Annotated in this window: 18 protein-coding genes; 6 read left to right on the plus strand and 12 right to left on the minus strand. The window is 44.4% G+C overall.

From position 1 onward, the window contains the following. Positions 1–10: 10 nt before the first annotated feature. The 9 genes from bamA to rpsB all read right to left on the minus strand — a co-directional run bounded on the left by bamA (position 11) and on the right by rpsB (position 10,041). Entirely contained in the window at positions 11–2,416 is a 2,406-nt protein-coding gene (bamA, locus tag BCU34_RS10100) for an outer membrane protein assembly factor BamA (protein ID WP_048661222.1), read from the minus strand. Between the two features lie 48 nt (positions 2,417–2,464). Further along, positions 2,465–3,823 (minus strand): sigma E protease regulator RseP, encoded by a 1,359-nt coding sequence (gene rseP / locus BCU34_RS10105; RefSeq protein WP_048664583.1) that lies wholly within the window; start codon positions 3,821–3,823, stop codon positions 2,465–2,467. After that, positions 3,820–5,028: a 1-deoxy-D-xylulose-5-phosphate reductoisomerase gene (ispC, locus tag BCU34_RS10110; protein WP_102479643.1), complete on the minus strand. Its 1,209-nt coding sequence runs from the start codon at positions 5,026–5,028 to the stop codon at positions 3,820–3,822. Before ispC ends, rseP begins: the two co-directional genes overlap by 4 nt. Before the next feature lie 51 nt (positions 5,029–5,079). Continuing rightward, entirely contained in the window at positions 5,080–5,922 is an 843-nt protein-coding gene (locus BCU34_RS10115) for a phosphatidate cytidylyltransferase (RefSeq protein ID WP_048606675.1), read from the minus strand. Positions 5,923–5,937: 15 nt separating this feature from the next. After that, on the minus strand, positions 5,938–6,690 hold the full coding sequence (locus BCU34_RS10120) for an isoprenyl transferase (protein ID WP_017063364.1): 753 nt from the start codon (positions 6,688–6,690) through the stop codon (positions 5,938–5,940). Between the two features lie 98 nt (positions 6,691–6,788). Beyond that, complete coding sequence (gene frr, locus BCU34_RS10125) at positions 6,789–7,346, minus strand: ribosome recycling factor (protein ID WP_017060741.1); 558 nt, start codon at positions 7,344–7,346, stop codon at positions 6,789–6,791. A 97-nt stretch (positions 7,347–7,443) separates the two neighbouring features. Beyond that, positions 7,444–8,175, minus strand: coding sequence for a UMP kinase (pyrH, locus tag BCU34_RS10130; RefSeq protein ID WP_017630771.1), 732 nt, complete (start codon positions 8,173–8,175; stop codon positions 7,444–7,446). Positions 8,176–8,325: 150 nt separating this feature from the next. Beyond that, a complete protein-coding gene (gene tsf / locus BCU34_RS10135; protein WP_017630772.1) occupies positions 8,326–9,171 on the minus strand; it encodes a translation elongation factor Ts in 846 nt (281 codons plus the stop codon). 138 nt (positions 9,172–9,309) lie between these two features. Further along, complete coding sequence (rpsB, locus tag BCU34_RS10140; RefSeq protein ID WP_009847420.1) at positions 9,310–10,041, minus strand: 30S ribosomal protein S2; 732 nt, start codon at positions 10,039–10,041, stop codon at positions 9,310–9,312. Between the two features lie 341 nt (positions 10,042–10,382). On the opposite strand from rpsB, the gene BCU34_RS10145 reads away from it, so the two are divergent. The 4 genes from BCU34_RS10145 (at position 10,383) to BCU34_RS10160 (ending at position 15,938) form a co-directional block, all read left to right on the plus strand. Continuing rightward, the gene (locus BCU34_RS10145) at positions 10,383–11,519 is read left to right on the plus strand and encodes an ISAs1 family transposase (protein ID WP_108145141.1); all 1,137 of its coding nucleotides are present in this window, start codon (positions 10,383–10,385) and stop codon (positions 11,517–11,519) included. A 214-nt stretch (positions 11,520–11,733) separates the two neighbouring features. Next, entirely contained in the window at positions 11,734–12,612 is an 879-nt protein-coding gene (gene map, locus BCU34_RS10150) for a type I methionyl aminopeptidase (RefSeq protein WP_048661217.1), read from the plus strand. A gap of 139 nt (positions 12,613–12,751) precedes the next feature. Beyond that, a complete protein-coding gene (glnD, locus tag BCU34_RS10155) occupies positions 12,752–15,373 on the plus strand; it encodes a bifunctional uridylyltransferase/uridylyl-removing protein GlnD (protein ID WP_102479308.1) in 2,622 nt (873 codons plus the stop codon). Positions 15,374–15,554: 181 nt separating this feature from the next. Next, the gene (locus BCU34_RS10160) at positions 15,555–15,938 is read left to right on the plus strand and encodes a DUF3461 family protein (RefSeq protein ID WP_004734354.1); all 384 of its coding nucleotides are present in this window, start codon (positions 15,555–15,557) and stop codon (positions 15,936–15,938) included. Between the two features lie 145 nt (positions 15,939–16,083). On the opposite strand, the gene truC is transcribed toward BCU34_RS10160, so the two are convergent. Both truC and BCU34_RS10170 read right to left on the minus strand, forming a co-directional pair. After that, positions 16,084–16,833 (minus strand): tRNA pseudouridine(65) synthase TruC, encoded by a 750-nt coding sequence (gene truC, locus BCU34_RS10165; protein ID WP_055319550.1) that lies wholly within the window; start codon positions 16,831–16,833, stop codon positions 16,084–16,086. After that, positions 16,833–17,147: a YqcC family protein gene (locus BCU34_RS10170; RefSeq protein ID WP_048661214.1), complete on the minus strand. Its 315-nt coding sequence runs from the start codon at positions 17,145–17,147 to the stop codon at positions 16,833–16,835. The genes truC and BCU34_RS10170 overlap by 1 nt, the downstream gene beginning before the upstream one ends. A gap of 87 nt (positions 17,148–17,234) precedes the next feature. Here BCU34_RS10170 and BCU34_RS10175 point away from each other — a divergent pair, with 87 nt between their 5' ends. Together BCU34_RS10175 and BCU34_RS10180 are read left to right on the plus strand one after the other, a co-directional pair. Beyond that, positions 17,235–18,275: a DUF3549 family protein gene (locus tag BCU34_RS10175; RefSeq protein ID WP_102479307.1), complete on the plus strand. Its 1,041-nt coding sequence runs from the start codon at positions 17,235–17,237 to the stop codon at positions 18,273–18,275. An 86-nt stretch (positions 18,276–18,361) separates the two neighbouring features. Continuing rightward, positions 18,362–18,670, plus strand: coding sequence for a DUF3301 domain-containing protein (locus tag BCU34_RS10180; RefSeq protein ID WP_019821602.1), 309 nt, complete (start codon positions 18,362–18,364; stop codon positions 18,668–18,670). Here BCU34_RS10180 and BCU34_RS10185 read toward each other — a convergent pair. Continuing rightward, complete coding sequence (locus tag BCU34_RS10185) at positions 18,636–19,154, minus strand: GNAT family N-acetyltransferase (RefSeq protein ID WP_048612224.1); 519 nt, start codon at positions 19,152–19,154, stop codon at positions 18,636–18,638. The genes BCU34_RS10180 and BCU34_RS10185 overlap by 35 nt on opposite strands. Between the last annotated feature and the right edge of the window lie 39 nt (positions 19,155–19,193).

Genomic DNA, 19,193 nt, shown 5'->3' on the forward strand with positions numbered 1-19,193 from the left:
CCTTTAAATATTAGAAAGTTCTACCAATGGTAAATGTGAAGAATTCCTCATCATCACCTTCGTAAATTTTAACTGGTTTCGCTAGAGAGAAAACCAGTGGGCCCATCGGTGACATCCATTGAAGGGCTGCACCATAAGATGAACGGTAATTCGTTGGATCAGAGTAATCGTAGTAGTACTGGCCGCCACTATTAGGCGCGCCACGGTCTACAAATTCGGTATCCCATACACTAGCCATATCGAAGAAGACACTGGTACGAATCTGGCTGCGTGCTTCATCAGAAGCAAACGGCGTAGGTACAATTAACTCTAGACTTGCCAAAGCAACCGCGTTACCACCCACTGAATCATCAGTAGCAGTATCGTAGGTTGGGTTGTTACCTGTGCTGCTTCCGTAAACGGCTTTCGGGCCAGCCGAGTTAGAACCAAAACCACGTAGGGTTGTAAAACCACCTGCGTAGTAGTTCTCGTAGAATGGGAACAAGTTATCGTTACCATCCGTTTGACCATAACCATTACCATAGCCTAATCGGCCACGCATCAATAGTGTGAACTCATGCTTTTTGGTCAGCGGGATGTAATGTTTTACATCGTACTGCATTTTGAAGTACTGAGCATCAGAGCCTGGCACCGTCATTTTAGCGAAAGCACGCTGGTGGTTACCTTCTGTTGGGAAGAAACCACGGTTCAAGTTATTACGCGTCCAAGAGATATTGATATCGAAATCATCGGTTAAGATGTGCTCGTCACCATATTGGTCAATACTTCTCGCAAACTGTTCAACTTGGATATAAGTCGGAACGTTACCGATTTTGTTGTGTGTATAGCCAACACCAAACTCGATACGGTTCAGCTCATCCATAGGGAAACCCCATGTAAGGCTCGTACCGTAACTTTGGTTGGTATAGTCGACAATACCCGCTTCAGAGGCTTCGAATTCGTTGTAGAAGATCTTACCGCCTAGACTCACACCATCAAGGTTCCAGTATGGGTCACGGTAGTCTAAGCTCACGTTCTTTTGGTAATCGTTCATCATGGCACTTACGCCAACACGGTTACCAGAACCCGCAAAGTTGTCTTGTTGTAGGCCAACTTGGAAACTAACACCTGATTCCGTACCGTAGCCGACACCAAAGTTGATGCTGCCGGAGTTCGCTTCCTTAACGTTGTAAACCAAATCAACTTGGTCTTCACTGCCAGGAACACGAACGGTTTGTACATCAACCGTTTCAAAGAAACCTAAACGGTTAAGACGGCTCTTACCAGTATCAATTGACTTAGAGTTAAGCCAGCTGCCTTCCATTTGACGCATTTCACGACGAAGAACTTCATCTTTCGTTGAATTGTTACCCGTAAATCGAATGTCACGAACATAGATACGGCTGCCCGCTTCTACATTGATAACCAACGACACTTCTTTGGTCTCATCATTGAACTCTGGAATAGTACGAACTTGTGGGTACGCATAGCCAGATTCGCCAAGAATTCGTTTTACGTTCTCTTCTAAAGACGTTACCGATGAACCGTTATAAGTATCACCGTCTTCAAATGGCACTAACGCCTCAAAGTCAGCCTCACGGCCGATGAGCTCACCACGAAATGCGACATCTTTAACGGTATAAGCTTCGCCTTCATCAATACCAAGCGTGATATACACGCCTTTCTTATCTGGAGAGATCGCAACTTGAGTAGAATCTACCTTAAACTTAAGGTAACCACGGTCAAGGTAGTAAGATTTCAGCGCTTCGATATCACCAGCTAATACTTGCTTCTGGTATTTTTCATCCGCAAGGAAATTCCACCATGCAACATCAACGTTCAAGTTGAAACGACTGAGGAGTTCAGCGTCAGAGAAAACTTCGTTACCGATAAAGTTGATTTGCTGAATCTTAGCGGATACGCCTTCAGTAAACACAAACTTAAGGTCAGAACGGTTACGTGGCAAAGGCGTCACAACCGCTTTTACTGTCGCGTTGTACTTACCAACACTGTAGTAAAAATCTTCAAGGCCTTTCTCAATGTTACTCAGCGTCGTACGGTCAAGAGCCTCTCCTTCACGAACACCAGACGCATCTAGGTTCTGCTGAAGTTGCTCTTCTTTGATCGCTTTGTTACCCGAGAATGAAATGCTCGCGATGGTCGGTCGTTCTTTGACTTGAACAACTAAAACACCTTCATCGCGAAGGACTTTAACATCCTCAAAGTTACCCGAAGCATACAATGCACGAATGATCTCAGATACATCGCTTTCATCCACTTCATCGCCAATACGTACTGGCATTTTCAGTAGAGCCGCACCAAGTGCAACACGCTGTAAACCTTCGATCTTGATATCTTGAACTACAAAGTTTTGTGCTCCGTTCGCAGCCACACTAGTGGCCAATAGACTTGCGAACAGAATTTGCTTAATCGCCATACTTATTCTAATTATTCCTTGCTACTACCAATGCCTGTGAGAAACCATTCACAGACGAGTAAAATCGTTAAATATTGCCAGAGCCATCAATGAGAAGAGGATTGCCCCTCCCAATCTGTATCCCATTTCCTGAACTTTCTCAGGTACCGGTTTACGAGTAACGGCCTCAATAGCGAAAAACAGCAAATGTCCGCCATCAAGCATAGGCAGCGGAACCAAATTAATAATCCCTAAGTTAACACTAATCAGAGCCAAAAAGCCTAAGAAGTAAACCAAACCATAATCGGCGGTTGTACCTGCACCTTTCGCGATTGAAATAGGGCCACTCAAGTTGTTTAAGCCAACATCACCAACGATAAGCTTCTTAAGCATTGTCAGTGTCAAACCAATGATTTGACCTGTTTTATCAAATGCTTTTCCTACAGACTCAATTACACCAAATTGTAACTCAAAGCGATAATCTTCTGGCCATTCTGCGACTTCCGGAGCAATACCTGCATAGCCGATTGTCGAACCATCAGAAAGCTCTCGACTTTTTGGTGTCATAACCAATGACTGCTCAGCACCATTTCGCAATACGACCAAGTCCAAGGGTGTCATTGGATTTGCACGAATTAACTCAACAACCGACTGCCACTGTTCAATAGGTTGCCCGTTAATCTCAACAATTTTATCACCGGCTTCAAGACCTGCATCGTATGCAGCGCCATCATCAATGATTTGAGCCAGTACAGTCGATACCTCTGGAGAGTACGGTCTAAAACCCAGCGTTGTCATTGCAGATTCAGTTTCTGGGTTGAACGACCAGTCTGAAATATCCAATGTCATTTGTTGCTCAAAGCCGATGTCGTCTTGAGAAGCAACCGTCACTGTCATGGATTGATCACCAATGTGTGATATCAAACCCATATTGACTGATTCCCAATCTGCGGTTTTGATTCCTGAAATAGATTTAAGTTCCATCCCAGTTTCAATTCCGGCTTGTGCAGCAATAGATTGCGGAGTGACTTCACCGATTACAGGTTTAACCGCCGGCACGCCAATCAAAAATACTAGCCAATATGCAAAGACGGCAAAGATAAAGTTAAACGCAGGACCTGCACCCACAATCGCCGTTCTTTTCCACAATGGCTTCTTATCAAAAGCGTATTGTTGTTCGTCTTCAGAAAGGTCGTCAACACGACCATCAAGCATCTTAACGTAGCCGCCCAATGGAATGACTGACAAGCTGTATTCCGTACCATCACGGCCAACTTTGCTCCAGATTGATTTACCAAAACCAATCGAGAATTTCTCAACTTTCACACCACAGCGACGAGCAACCCAGAAATGTCCAAACTCATGAACAGCGACCAGAATGCCAAGCGCTACAATAAAGGATGCGAAGTTCCACAGAATTCCACTCATGCTAGCTGCTCTTTAATAAATTGATTGGCTAATTGACGAGACATATTATCTAGCTCGAGAAGGCTTTCCAAGCTATCTAAGCCCTCAGAGTTATGTTGTTCACATACTTTGCTCATAACATGTTCGTTAATGACAGCAATATCGGTAAACTTCACTCGATTATTCAAAAAAGCATCGACTGCAATTTCATTTGCTGCATTAATGGCTGTTGTCGCATGCTGACCTAAGTAGCACGCTTCAATCGCCAATCTCAAACACGGGTAACGACTAAAATCTGGCTCTAAGAAGGTAAGCTCGCCCACTTTCGTAAAGTCTAAAGGCTTAACACCCGCCTCGGTGCGATTAGGGTAAGACATCGTCAAAGCAATTGGCGTTGCCATGTCCGGCTCGCCCATTTGAGCCAGCACAGAGCCATCCTTGTACTGGACCATAGAGTGAATCACAGACTGCGGATGAATGATGACTTTTAACTGCTCCTGAGAAGCATTAAATAGCCATTTCGCTTCAATGTACTCTAGCCCTTTATTCATCATAGTCGCAGAATCGACAGAGATCTTAGGACCCATAGACCAGTTAGGGTGTGCAATTGCGCGTTCAGGAGTCACTGATTCGAGCTCAGCCACATCGGTATAACGGAAAGGACCACCAGAACCAGTCAGAAGAATATGGTTAATGCCGTTTTCTTCAAGGTCACAGCGGCCTAGTTTGGTTTGTACGTTCTGCGGAAGGCATTGGAAAATAGCATTATGCTCACTGTCGACAGGAAGTAGTTCTGCACCGTACTTTTCTACGGCGTCTATAAACAGCTGCCCAGACATCACCAAAGCTTCTTTGTTAGCAAGCAAGATACGCTTACTTGCCTTAACCGCAGCCATAGTAGGAAGCAAGCCTGCTGCGCCAACAATCGCAGCCATAACAGTGTCTACTTCATCTAGGGAAGCGACCTGACACATGCCTTCTGAGCCTGAAAGTACTTTGATGTTTGGGTAATCCGAAGACAACACATCACTCAGTTGAGACGCTGCATCGGGGCAAGCCATAGCAACATAGCTTGGTTGCCACTTTTCAACTAGCGCCAGCATCTTTTCAACATTCGAACCGGCGGCTAGTGCTACGACCGTATAAAGATCTGGGTTTTGCTCAACGACTTTTAGTGTACTTGCACCAATAGAGCCGGTAGCGCCAAGGATAGTTAGATTTCGCATCACATATGACCGTAGAAATGTAATAAAGGGCAGAATCACTGCCCTTTTTTATTAGAATGCTAAATAAAGCAGAGCAAAGACAGGGAATGCAGCCGTTAAGCTATCTATTCTATCTAGTATACCACCATGACCAGGAATCAGATTACTGCTGTCTTTCACCCCAGACACACGTTTAAACATGCTTTCAACAAGGTCACCAAGAACAGAAATAACGACGGTCACAAGAGTAATAACAATCATGTGAAGAGGACTTGTGAATTGAATATCAAACAAGTCAGCAAAGATCCAAGCCACGATCACTGCAGTAATGATGCCACCAATAAGACCTTCAATCGTTTTATTCGGGCTTACCGCTGGGGCCATTTTACGCTTACCAAAGCTCTTTCCTGAAAAGTAAGCACCGCTGTCTGCAGCCCAAACGAGCAAGCAAACAAACATCACCAATTTTGCACCGTGGTAAGGATCAACATCGATACCGTTAGCACGCAGGATAACCACACTCCAGAAGAATGGCAGCAGAGTCAGCACACCAAAGGCGTGACGAAGAAGAGAAGAATCTTTCCATGCAGGCATAGACTTAGGATAAGTCACCGCCATACCACTCGCTATTACCCACCAAATTGAGCCAATCGTTAGAATGGCGTAGTGAGCAGTAGACAAGTTATTAAGGCTAAATGCATCAAAAGGGATAAAAGCAAAACTTGCGGCACTGACCACAACCGTTGGAATCAACGCTAAATAACGCGATTTGCTTTCAACAAACTGAGTCCACTCCCAAAAACCTAATAGCGAGATTACCGCTAATGAAAGAATAAATGTAGGAAGTGATAACTCGAAAATGCCTAGAATAACTAGGGGAGCTAAAATCAACGCCGTAATAATTCGTTGTTTCAAACCAAAAAATCCTTATTAACTGTCCATCAGAGCTTTAATTTGCTCACCAGTGCATCCAAAACGACGCTCACGGTTTACAAACCAAGTCACAGCTTCTACTAAGCTGTCTTCATTAAAGTCTGGCCAGAATTGTTCAGTGAAATACATTTCGGCGTAAGCCAACTGCCAAAGCATAAAATTACTAATGCGGCATTCACCACTGGTACGGATAAGTAGATCGACTTCAGGAATATCTGCCATCGTCAGGTGCTGTGTAATCATAGCTTCATCAATGTCATCTACATTAATATCACCAGACTTTACCTGTTGAGCAATAGAGGTCATTGCTTGCTGAATATCCCACTTACCGCCGTAGTTAGCCGCAATATTAATAACCATACCGGTATTGGTGCTAGTCAAAGCTTCCGCTTCTTCTATCTTCTTTTGTAGTCGATCATTGAAACGACTTTTATCACCAATAACACGAAGTTGTAGATTATTTTTATGAAGCTTTTTTACTTCACTCGACAGCACTGAAATAAACAGTTCCATCAAAATACCGACTTCTTCTTCAGGACGACGCCAGTTCTCGCTACTAAACGCAAAAAGAGTAACGGCTTTAATGCCAAGTCTGGCTGCAGAAGAGATAGTTTTACGAACGGCTTGAACACCGTTTTTATGGCCAAAGACGCGAGGCTTGCCCTGAGCTTTTGCCCAGCGACCATTACCATCCATAATGATAGCAATGTGTTTAGGAAGAGAGTCTGTGAACGCTTGAGAATTATGCATAAAAGAGTGAATCAAATTCTAATAGTCGAACAGAGTAGCATAAAAAAACGCTGCACCGTGAGTACAGCGTTTTTCCGGAAAGAAAAGAATATGGAAAATTAAACTTCCATCAACTCTTTTTCTTTAACAGCTAGAACTTCATCTACGTTCTTAACCGCAGCGTCAGTTAGCTTTTGAATTTCGTCTTGTGCTTTACGATCTTCATCTTCAGAGATTTCTTTATCTTTAAGAAGTGCTTTTAGATCGCCATTCGCGTCACGACGGATGTTACGGATAGCAACACGGCCACCTTCAGCTTCGCCACGAACGATTTTAACTAGGTCTTTACGACGCTCTTCCGTTAGCGGAGGAAGTGGAACACGGATAACTGTGCCAGCAGACATAGGGTTTAGGCCTAGGTCAGATGTCAGAATTGCTTTTTCAACTAGAGGAGTCAGTGTTTTATCAAACACTGTAATAGCTAGTGTACGTGCATCTTCAGCGATAACGTTAGCTACTTGAGTCAAAGGCGTTGGAGCACCGTAGTACTCAACAGTAAGACCAGAAAGTAGGCTTGGGTGCGCACGACCTGTACGAATCTTTTGCAGGCTGTTTTTTAGTGCATCAACACTTTTTACCATGCGCTCTTGAGCGTCTTTTTTGATTTCGTTAATCACAATTTCACCTTGATTATGTTCTTTCTTCAAGAAAGCTTTTTATTTGAGTGATAAGGATAAGCTTACTAAAGTCTAACACCTCAGTAAGCCCGAAAAATTAGTCAGCGTCGCTGATTAATGTACCTTCAGTTTCACCCATAACCACGCGACGTAGTGCGCCTGGTTTATTCATGTTAAATACGCGGATTGGCATTTTGTGATCACGAGCTAGCGTAAATGCAGCCAAGTCCATTACTTTAAGTTCTTTATCAAGAACTGTGTTGTAAGACAACGTATCATACAGCTCTGCGTCTGGGTTTGCTACAGGGTCAGAAGTAAATACACCATCTACTTTTGTCGCTTTTAGAACTACGTCAGCTTCGATTTCGATACCACGTAGACATGCAGCAGAATCCGTAGTGAAGAATGGGTTACCAGTACCAGCAGAGAAGATCACAACGCGACCTTGACGTAGTTGGCTGATTGCGTCTGCCCAGTTGTAGTCGTCACACACACCTTTAAGAGGGATTGCAGACATTACACGTGCGTTTACGTAAGCACGGTGAAGAGCGTCACGCATTGCAAGGCCGTTCATTACCGTTGCAAGCATACCCATGTGGTCACCAACAACGCGGTTCATACCTGCTTCAGCAAGGCCTGCACCACGGAAAAGGTTACCACCACCGATAACAACGCCTACTTGAACACCTAGTTCAACCAATTCTTTCACTTCTTGAGCCATACGATCAAGGATCGTCGGGTCAATACCAAAACCTTCTTCGCCTTGTAGTGCTTCACCGCTAAGTTTTAACAGAATACGTTGATACGCCGGTTTAGGGTTCGTAGTCATGGAGTTTACCTTCCAAAGAGTTGATGATTAACAGTCATGGATAAAAACTGAATAGCTCAGTTTGCATTCATAACAGCTAAAAAATAATTCACTATTCATAAAAAGACCGCAGCATTTGCCACGGTCTCTTTTCAAACAATACGCTAAGGATTAACCTTTTTGTACCGCTGCAACTTCGTCAGCAAAGCTCATTTCAGCTGCTTTCTCGATGCCTTCACCAACTTCTAGACGTACGAAGTTAGATACTGAAGCGCCTTTCTCTTTAAGGATAGCGCCAACAGTTTGCTTAGGCTCCATGATGAAAGCTTGACCAGTTAGAGAGATTTCGCCCGTGAATTTCTTCATACGGCCAACAACCATTTTCTCTGCGATTTCAGCTGGTTTGCCTTCGTTCATAGCGATTTCAACTTGAACTGCTTTTTCTTTAGCAACTACGTCTGCAGGTACGTCTTCTGGGTTTAGGAACTCAGGACGTGATGCAGCAACGTGCATTGCAACGTGCTTAAGAGTTTCAGCTTCGCCTTCACCAGCAACAACAACACCGATTTTCTCACCGTGACGGTAAGAAGCTAGTGCAACACCTGAAACGTACTGTACGCGACGGATGTTGATGTTTTCGCCGATTTTTGCAACTAGAGCAACACGAGTCTCTTCGAACTGTGCTTGTAGCTCTTCAACAGTTGCTTGAGAAGCTACTGCAGCAGCTGCAACTTCTTCTGCGAATGCTGTGAAGTTAGCATCTTTTGCTACGAAGTCAGTTTGGCAGTTAACTTCAAGAAGAGCAGCTACGCCGTTCTCTTCTTTGATGATGATTGCGCCTTCAGCAGCAACGTTACCAGCTTTCTTAGCTGCTTTCGCTGCGCCAGACTTACGCATGTTTTCAATTGCTAGTTCGATGTCAGCGTTTGCTTCTACAAGCGCTTTCTTACATTCCATCATGCCAGCGCCAGTGCGCTCGCGAAGTTCTTTAACTAGAGCTGCAGTTACAGTTGCCATTCTCTATTCCTCAGTAAATTCTAAAAAAGATAAAAAACAGGGGCCTAATTAATTGGCCCCTGATATTGACTGTATTCAGTCCGTTAAGCCACCGATTATGACCGCTTAATATGAACTAAACATGGCTCAGAGCCGCTATTATTCAGCTTCTACAAAACCGTCTTTTTCAGCAGCTACAGCAGCAACATCTTTGTTGCGACCTTCTTTAACCGCGTCTGCAGCAGCGTTTAGGTAAAGCTGTACTGCACGGATTGCATCATCGTTACCTGGGATAACGAAGTCAACGCCGTCTGGGTTAGAGTTAGTATCAACTACAGCGTAAACTGGGATACCTAGGTTGTTTGCTTCTTTAACTGCGATGTGTTCGTGATCAGCATCGATTACGAATAGAGCGTCTGGAAGGCCGCCCATGTTCTTGATACCACCAAGAGATTTCTCTAGCTTCTCCATTTCGCGAGTACGCATTAGAGCTTCTTTCTTAGTAAGCTTGTCGAAAGTACCGTCTTGAGCTTGCGCTTCAAGTTCTTTCAGACGCTTGATAGACTGACGAACAGTTTTGTAGTTCGTTAGCATACCGCCTAACCAGCGGTTGTTAACGTAGAACTGGTTGCTGTTGATAGCAGCTTCTTTAACAGCTTCAGATGCAGCGCGCTTAGTACCAACAAAAAGAACTTTACCTTTCTTCTCGCCAACTTTAGCGATTTCAGCTAGAGCGTCGTTGAACATTGGTACAGTTTTTTCTAGGTTGATGATATGTACTTTGTTACGAGCACCAAAGATGAATGGCTTCATTTTTGGGTTCCAGTAACGAGTTTGGTGACCGAAGTGAACACCAGCTTTAAGCATATCGCGCATTGATACAGTTGCCATTTTAAAATCCTCTATGGGGTTAGGCCTCCACATCCCCCATGAATCCGACCCCTAACAACTAACCACTTTTCAGCCGTTATCTGTGTTGTTGAGGCACCCCGGAACATGTGTCGGAATGTGTGTGATTTAAAGAAATAAGTTAGTGGACACAAAGCTTGTTTCGCCTATTGGAGAAAACACTCCTGATGTCCGGCGCGCTTTATACCATATTTTGTCTATCTATGGCTAGAAAAAAATCTAAAAATGGCGACTGCTATATAAGGCAAGATCATTATAAATTTGAACTTTTCCTAATTTAAGGGATCAGATCTGGTAACTATTATCCATTTAGAGTCTTTTCCATGTCTGATTCGTTTCTAGAGCATTTCGAAAACATCGTTGACCCTCGCATTGAACGATGTAAAAAACACCAACTCTTAGATATTCTTTTACTTGCTATTAGTGCGGTGATTTCTGGCGCGGAGGGCTGGGAGGACATCGAAGATTTCGGCCATAATCGTTTAGATTGGCTTCGTAAATACCGTCCATTCCTCAATGGCATCCCTCGTCACGATACAATTGCAAGAGTTATCACCAAACTCAGAGCAGATGAGATTGAGCAAGCGTTTCAGTCGTGGATGAAGACGCTAGTTCAAACGACAGGCACTGATATCATTGCCGTAGATGGCAAAACAGCACGCCACTCTTTCGATACTCGCGGAAGAAAAAATCCGCTTCATTCGGTGAGTGCGTGGAGTTGCTCCAACCAACTTGTTTTAGGTCAGGCCGCCGTTGACGATAAAAGCAATGAAATAACCGCTATTCCTAAATTGTTAACCTTACTTGATATAGAGAACTGCATCATCACACTCGATGCGATGGGTTGTCAGCGCAAGATTGCCAAACAAATAGTTCAAAGCAAAGCGGACTATGTCTTGGCCCTAAAAGGGAATCACTCAACGATGCAGGCAGAGCTAGAAGCTTGGTGGCATAAGGCGTGTCGAGAGCAATTCACCGAGAAGAACTATGCTCAACACACGGATGTAGACGCAGGACATGGTCGAATCGAGACGCGACACTGTGAGCACCTTGTGGTTGATAAAGAATGGCTGACTAAACAATATCAGTGGGAGGGACTTAGAAGCATTATTAAAATCACTTCTGAGGTCGAGCACTCCATAACAGGCAAGGTTAGCAAAGAGACTCGTTGGTATATCAGTTCACTGGAATTAGATGCAGAACAAGCACTTAAAGCTGTCCGTGGTCATTGGCAAGTAGAGAGTATGCACTGGATGTTAGACATGACCTTCAGAGAAGATGAATGCCGAATTAGAAAAGGAAATGGTGCGTTGGCTTTTAATGCGTTAAGGAAAATAGCCCTCAACTTGTTTAAGTTTGATACAACCCAAAAGATGAGTATGGCTCGAAAGAAAAAGAATGCAGCACTGAATGATGAATACCGCTCAGTGCTTTTAGAGTCTGCGGTTAAAATGCGCTAGCCTTAGACTGCTATACTGATCCCTATCGGCGAAATTTACCTATAAATAGTGTCGCTATTCATTCACTTCTATCTCAATAGACCGGACGTAAACCACTCAGGTTGAGTAGTATCCACCAGCATTGTATGGATATGGGAATGTTGCGCTAAAATGCTGCACTGATAGAATAGCCCCAATATGCACACTTAGGTGCTACCAAATTAAGAGATATGCAATGGCTGTAAAAATTAAAACTGCTGAAGAAATTGAAAAAATGCGCGTCGCCGGCAAGCTGGCGTCGGAGATTCTAGAGATGATTGAACCTCACATCCAAGTAGGTACAACGACAGAAGAGCTAAACCAAATCTGTCATGAGTACGCTACGGAAAGAGGCGCATACTCAGCACCACTTGATTATCACGGTTTCCCTAAGTCAATCTGTACCTCTATCAACCACATTGTGTGCCACGGTATTCCAGCATCACAAGATGAGACTGGCAGCACTGGTCAATTCAAACCTGCGGTACTAAAGGATGGTGACATTCTTAACGTTGATATCACAGTAATCATCCCTGATGACGAAAACGCAGACCTAAGCGTTCGTCCACAAGGCTACCACGGTGACACATCTAAGATGTTCCTTGTGGGTGAAGTTTCACCAGCAAACAAGCGTCTATGCATGGTTGCTCAAGAAGCACTTTACGAAGGCATGCGCCAAGTTAAGCCAGGTGTTCAACTTGGCCAAATCGGCACTGCTATCGAGAAGTACATCAAAACAAACAACAAGAATAACCCACGTGCTAAGTTCTCTATTGTTAAAGATTACTGTGGTCACGGTATTGGTTCTGAGTTCCACGAAGATCCGCAAGTGGTTCACTACAAGAACAGTGACCGCACAGTGCTGAAGGCAGGCATGTGTTTCACTATCGAGCCAATGATCAACGCGGGTAAGTTTGGCTGCCGTCTTGATGACCAAGATAGCTGGACAGTGTACACAGCAGACAGCAAAAACTCGGCGCAGTGGGAACACACACTGGTTGTGACAGATACAGGTTGTGAAGTACTAACACTACGCAGCGACGATACGATCCCACGTATCATGAAGAACGCTTAGTTCATCAAATTGAACGCTTCAGACTTTTAAAAATATCCTCGCCTTGTCGAGGATATTTTTTTATCCGCTCAATTTCGATTTTCCATCAGCTTCTGTTAAATTGTTTACTATTCTCATTTGCTTGCACGGATAGCAGACTATGCCTTATCAATGCCCTCTTACGTTCAATGACGAACAAATTGAAATCTGCGAATTAAAAAATCAGCTCGATATCTTCACGCAGTATCAAAAAAATGAATTTCTTAACCACCACCCCGTCACCGATTTGGTTCTACTGCGCTCCGAATACATGGATTTACTTCTCAATCGTTTGTGGGAAAATTTCGGATTCAACAAACTGCCTCATATTTCACTCGTCGCTGTAGGCGGTTATGGCCGTGGTGAACTCCACCCCTTGTCCGACATTGATATCCTTATCGTCTCGCAAAAAACATTGCCACCAGCACTTGGCGAAAAAGTCAGCCAGTTCATCACCCTACTCTGGGATTTGAGACTCGAAGTTGGTCACGCGGTACGTACCATTGCCGAATGTCTTGATATCGGTATTGATGATTTAACCGTTGCAACCAACCTGCAAGAGTCTCGATTGCTGTGTGGTAGTGAAGACACTTTTCAAGAACTAAAGCTGAAAATTCATTCCGATTCATTTTGGCCAAGTGAAACCTTCTACAAGGCTAAGATTCAAGAACAAAGAGAACGTCATGCTCGCTACCACGACACCACTTACAATCTAGAGCCGGACATTAAATCGACTCCAGGTGGACTCAGAGACATCCATACCCTGAGCTGGGTAGCGCGTCGCCACTTCGGTGCGACCTCTTTGTTAGAGATGAGCAAGTACGGTTTTCTAACCGATGCTGAGTATCGTGAGTTAGTTGAGTGCCAAGATTTCTTATGGCGTGTTCGTTTTGCACTGCACATAGAGCTGCGCCGTTACGACAACCGCCTCACCTTTGCCCACCAAGCTCAAGTCGCTGAACATTTGGGTTATACTGGCGAAGGTAACCGTGGCGTTGAGATGATGATGAAAGAGTTCTACCGAACACTTCGTCGCGTTGCCGAGCTCAACAAAATGCTGCTTAAATTATTCGATCAGGCAATCATCAATGGTGGCCAGACCCAAGAAGCTGAGATTCTCGACAATGACTTCCAACGCCGAGGGTCATTGATCGAAGCACGCAAGCCGGCCCTATTCCAAGCTAGACCAGAAACGATTCTCGATATGTTTATCCATATCGCTAATGACTCTACTATCGAAGGGGTAAGCCCACCAACATTGCGACAATTGCGAACGGCACGTCGTCGATTGAACCGCTTCCTGCATACTATTCCTGAAGCTCGTGACAAGTTCATGGATCTAGTTCGCCACCCAAATGCACTACACAAAGCCTTTAGCTTAATGCATAAGCTAGGCGTGCTCTCAGCGTACTTACCGCAGTGGAGCCAGATTGTTGGCCAGATGCAGTTTGACCTATTCCACGTATACACGGTGGATGAGCACAGTATTCGCCTGCTCAAGCACATTAACCGTTTTGGCCAAATTGAGAACCACGACAAGCACCCGATCTGTTGTGAAGTTTACCCACGCGTACAGAAGAAAGAGCTGCTGATTCTGGCGGCTATCTTCCACGACATCGGCAAAGGCCGCGGTGGAGACCATTCAGAGATTGGTGCTGTTGAAGCATACTCTTTCTGTATTGAACACGGGTTATCAAAACCTGAAGCCAAGCAAGTCGCGTGGTTGGTACAAAACCACCTGTTGATGTCTGTAACCGCTCAACGTCGTGATATTTACGACCCTGATGTAATCACTGAATTCGCAAAAAAGGTCCGTGATGAAGAATCACTCGAGCTACTGGTTTGCCTAACGGTTGCCGATATCTGTGCAACTAACCCAGAGCTATGGAACAGCTGGAAGCGAACGCTGTTAGCAGAGCTATTCCACTCTACTCAGCGAGCACTACGCCGCGGATTAGAAAACCCTGTCGATGTCAGAGATCGTATTCGTCATAACCAACAAATGGCGTCAGCTTTGCTGCGTAAAGAGGGATTCACCGCTCGTGAAATTGAAGTGTTATGGCAACGCTTCAAAGCCGACTACTTCTTACGCCACACACACAAACAAATCGCTTGGCACTGTGAGCACCTACTTCGCCTAGAAGACCCAAGCCAACCACTAGTACTGATCAGCAAAAAAGCGACACGTGGTGGTACAGAAGTATTCGTTTACTGTAGAGACCAAGCGGCACTGTTTGCGACCGTGGTTGCAGAGCTCGACAGGCGCAACTTTAACGTTCATGACGCGCAGGTCATGGTCAGCAAAGATGGCCATGTTTTAGATACCTTTATCGTACTAGACCAACATGGTGAAGCGATCGATGAAGCCAGACACAAAGCCGTTGCCAAGCATCTGACTCATGTACTGGCTGATGGTCGTCCAACTAAGATCAAGACACGTCGCACACCTCGTAACTTACAGCACTTCAAGGTGAAGACTCTGGTTGAATTCCTACCAACCAAGAGCAAAAAACGCACCTTAATGGAGTTAAGAGCTCTAGACACGCCAGGACTATTGGCTCAAGTCGGTGCTACCTTTGCGGAGCTAGGCATCAACTTGCACGGTGCGAAAATCACCACCATAGGTGAGCGAGCTGAGGATTTGTTTATTCTGACCAGTGAAGCAGGAGGTAGGCTTTCTGAAGAACAAGAACAAGCGCTAAGAGAAAGGCTAACCGAGCATGTTTCGGAACTCGCTCCTTAGAAGTCGAATTAGGTCTTAGGGCAGCTTTAATAGCCAAATAAGTGTGGGTAAAGATAGAGAGCGATCTTGCCCACAACTTACAATCAATTCACAGATATCAACTATCTAGCTCGTCGTTAGGCTGCTACATTGATCAAGTCAATTACATAAAAGTATTACATTCATAACCTAGAGGTCGCTTATGTATCCAAACCTCACTGGCTTAGGTATCCACGAACCTAAACAGATTGAACGTTATTCCCTTCGCCAAGAAGCTCATAAAGATATCCTGAAAATTTACTTTCGTAAGCAGAAAGGTGAACTGTTCGCAAAAAGCGTTAAGTTTAAATACCCACGACAAGTGAAAAGTGTGCTTGTTAGCGGTGGCAATAATCAATACAAAGAAGTGACCGAGATTAACCGAAACCTCACTCTTGTAATTGATGAACTCAACAAGATAACCAAACCGACGCCAACGGCTGAGGTGGATGTGAAGCAGAAGATCCTTACCGACTTACGCCATCTAGAGAAAGTGGTATCAAGCAAGATCGCTGAGATCGAAGCCGATCTAGAAAAGCTAAAATGATCCCACGATTAACGACGAACTAGTCAACAATCGTGATGCCGTTAAGGTTGTACAGATACAAAAAGGGCTGATATCACTATCAGCCCTTTGTTTTTATTATATTTTTCTTTTCACTTAGACTCGCGATTGCTTAAATACGCGTGACTTACTTCGACAAGCAAGTTTGAGCATCGATTAAGTTGGTATCCCACTCAAAGGTTTCAAACAACCTTAGCCAAGTTTCATCCAGGTTCGCCTTCATGACCAACTCTTCTTTAGTGAAAGGATGAATGAAGCGCAATTCAGAGGCATGTAGCAACAAACGGTGCGAATCTAAATCATCACGAAACAGTCGGTTGTGTTTACCATCACCATGTGAGGTATCACCCACGATTGGGTGTCTTAGGTGAGCCATATGACGACGCAGCTGATGTTTACGCCCTGTTTTTGGCATCATCTCAACCAAGCAGTAGCGGCTCGTTGGGAAACGTCCCGTTGAATAGGGTACTTCGACTTTTGCTATCGGTTCATAAACCGTCACAGCCTCTTGCGCTTCTTTGTCTTCTTTCGCGAACTTATCTGCGATCTTATCCAGCTCAACCTTAAGTGCGTAATCTAGCGTATCGCCCTCTTCTATCCAACCACGAACAATTGCATGGTAAGTCTTTTGCATCTCATGGTTAGCGAACATTGGCATCACCTCAGAGGCGACCTCACTCGATAGCGCAAACACCAAAACGCCAGACGTTGGGCGATCTAAGCGATGCAGAGGAAATACGTGCTGACCAATTTGATCACGCAGTGTTTGCATCACAAATTGCGTTTCGTGTTTATCCAACCATGAGCGATGCACAAGCATGCCAGCGGGCTTATTCACCGCGACAAAATACTCATCTTGATAAATGATCTCTAACATTACGCGCATACCTCATCAATGCTCTGAATCGTCACTAGCAGTTCAGCCTTGTCTGCCTCATTTTTCCAAACTTCACCAAAATAAGGATGGATAGCAAAGCCCTTCGGTAGGAGCATTTTCGCATCCATCATTGCGTTGATCTTAACGATAAAGATCCACTGCAACCACTCTTCCGGTTGTAACGAATCAATCGCGAAAGGTTCAACACTGGCCAGAGCTTCGTCCGAAGGTGGAACATCACTCCACAGCGAACATTGGCGCATTTGTTGTTCTAATTGTTGAAGTAAAGGAGGTAACTTTGTGGCAGCTGTCATTTTTCACCAAGTTATTTATCTAGTGACCTTGAAATTGGGGCATAGAGTACCATCTATTTAGGAAAGAAAGTTAGGAGCTTTATTACTATGGAAACGATTCACACGCTCACTCAGTTACTCAAGAATAGCGGTTGCCAATACGATATCTACGACCTAGGTCGTCGCATTCAGAAGATCGACAACACCTTATTCTCTGATGTTGAGCAAGGGAAACAGCCGTACCCATTTCCACTTCAGAAACAAGCTCACTTAGCCATTAGTTACTGGAACGAACACAAGCAGCCTTGGATTTGGTTTCTAAAGTTCAAGCTGGACGAAAGGGGCCTGTTGCATCAAGGCGATGTAGGTAACTTCCTTAAGTTTGTCATAGAAGCAATGGGCACACGTCTAAACGGCGAGATCAGCGAAGAGCAACAACAAAAGCTGTCTAACAACCCATACACGTTTAAGCCTTCAGAAGACAAGATGGCCGTGTTCCATAGCCAAGTAAGAGCAGGTTTAGATCTGGCGACTAGCCAATACTACGAACACGCTCAACACTACTTCACGGGCGAACTAACCTGGGATAACTGGAAAACTGTTGGTCTTCAAGGCATCACCGATATGTGTGCTCGCCTAGGCAGCCAACAAAACGGTGTCGCGATTCGTAAAGCATTGAACAAACTACCATCAGAACCTCTATACGCAACACTAGGGGCTCTTGAGCACACGCAAATCAATGACAAGCTGGCTCAACGCTTACAAGAGATGGCCGAAAATGAGATTAATAGCCAAGAACCGGATCTGTTCTTGCTGTCTGCGTTGGTTCGTGCACTTTCTGGTGCAGAACCAAGCACAACGAATGCCGTAATTAACCAAGTTCTGGCGAGCCCACGCTTGAGTCACCAAGAAGTGTTAATTGGTTTGGCTGGTCGAAGCTGGCACGCACTGCAAGATCCTGCGATTGCTGAGCAATTCTTGCTGCGCCTCGCACAAACAGGTAACCAAAACTTGTTCAATCAGTTATTTGCAGATTTAGTGATGATTCCAACTCTGAGAATGGTATTTTTACCGCTACTGAACTCAAATCCATCACCAGAACTTGCAAACGCACTGGTCGAACTGCAGCAAGCGGCTAAAGCTAAATAAGTTCACAAAGAGACTCACTCTGTAGTTCATCAAAATGCGCAACTATCACAATTGGAATGAATAGATAAAAAGGAAGTATGGATTAAATGATAGATAACTTATTGGCTATTTTGTTTCTGTGCTTCTTTTGCTTTTTATTTTGGCAGCAGCGCAGGCAATCAGAGCTTGCGAAGGCTGCCATTGCGAGAAAGTGTAAAGAGCTGGACTTACAATTGTTGAGTGTCGCTTTTAGTGGTCATAAGCTTAAGATGCGCCATGAGTTAACCACGATTTGGCGCTGGCATACTGTGTACCAATTTGAATTTTCAGCGTTAGGTGATGACCTATACCAAGGTAAACTGACCATGGTCGGTTTCCGCTCTATGCGGTTTGAGCTACAGCCTCATAGAATGTAACGTCGCAATACTCGGTATAACGATATTCATGGTAAGGGCCAAACTGATCTTGTTTGGTCTCTTTAAATGCAAAACCTAATTTTTCTAATAGCTTAATGGATGGGTTGTGTCCGACATTCACAGTCGCAACAACATTCGTTAAACGCTCTTCAAAGCGCACCAAACTAAAGAAAGGTTTCAGTACCTCACTAGCAAAACCTTGATTCCAGTATTCTTTATCCAAAATAAAGCCAAGTTCATGCTTACCCTTTTCCGATGAAACAAAGACATGCCCAAGATATTCACGGGTTTGGTTGTGGATGATCGCGCGGCAGAAGCCGACGTTATCTTGCAGTATTTCTTGAAAAAGGTGCTTCGCAGAGGCGACAGAGTGAGGCCCATTCATTTCGGCACGATTAATGGGGCAGCAATTTAACTTGATAAAGTCGAGTTCTAGCTGTTCAGTATAAGGTACCAACAGCGTTCTTGAGGTTGCTATCGTCATAAAACACTCCTTGTGTTGACCATTAGCAGAAAAGCAGAT

The organism is Vibrio sp. 10N.286.45.E10 (assembly GCF_002874195.2).
Classification (GTDB): Bacteria; Pseudomonadota; Gammaproteobacteria; order Enterobacterales; family Vibrionaceae; genus Vibrio; species Vibrio crassostreae.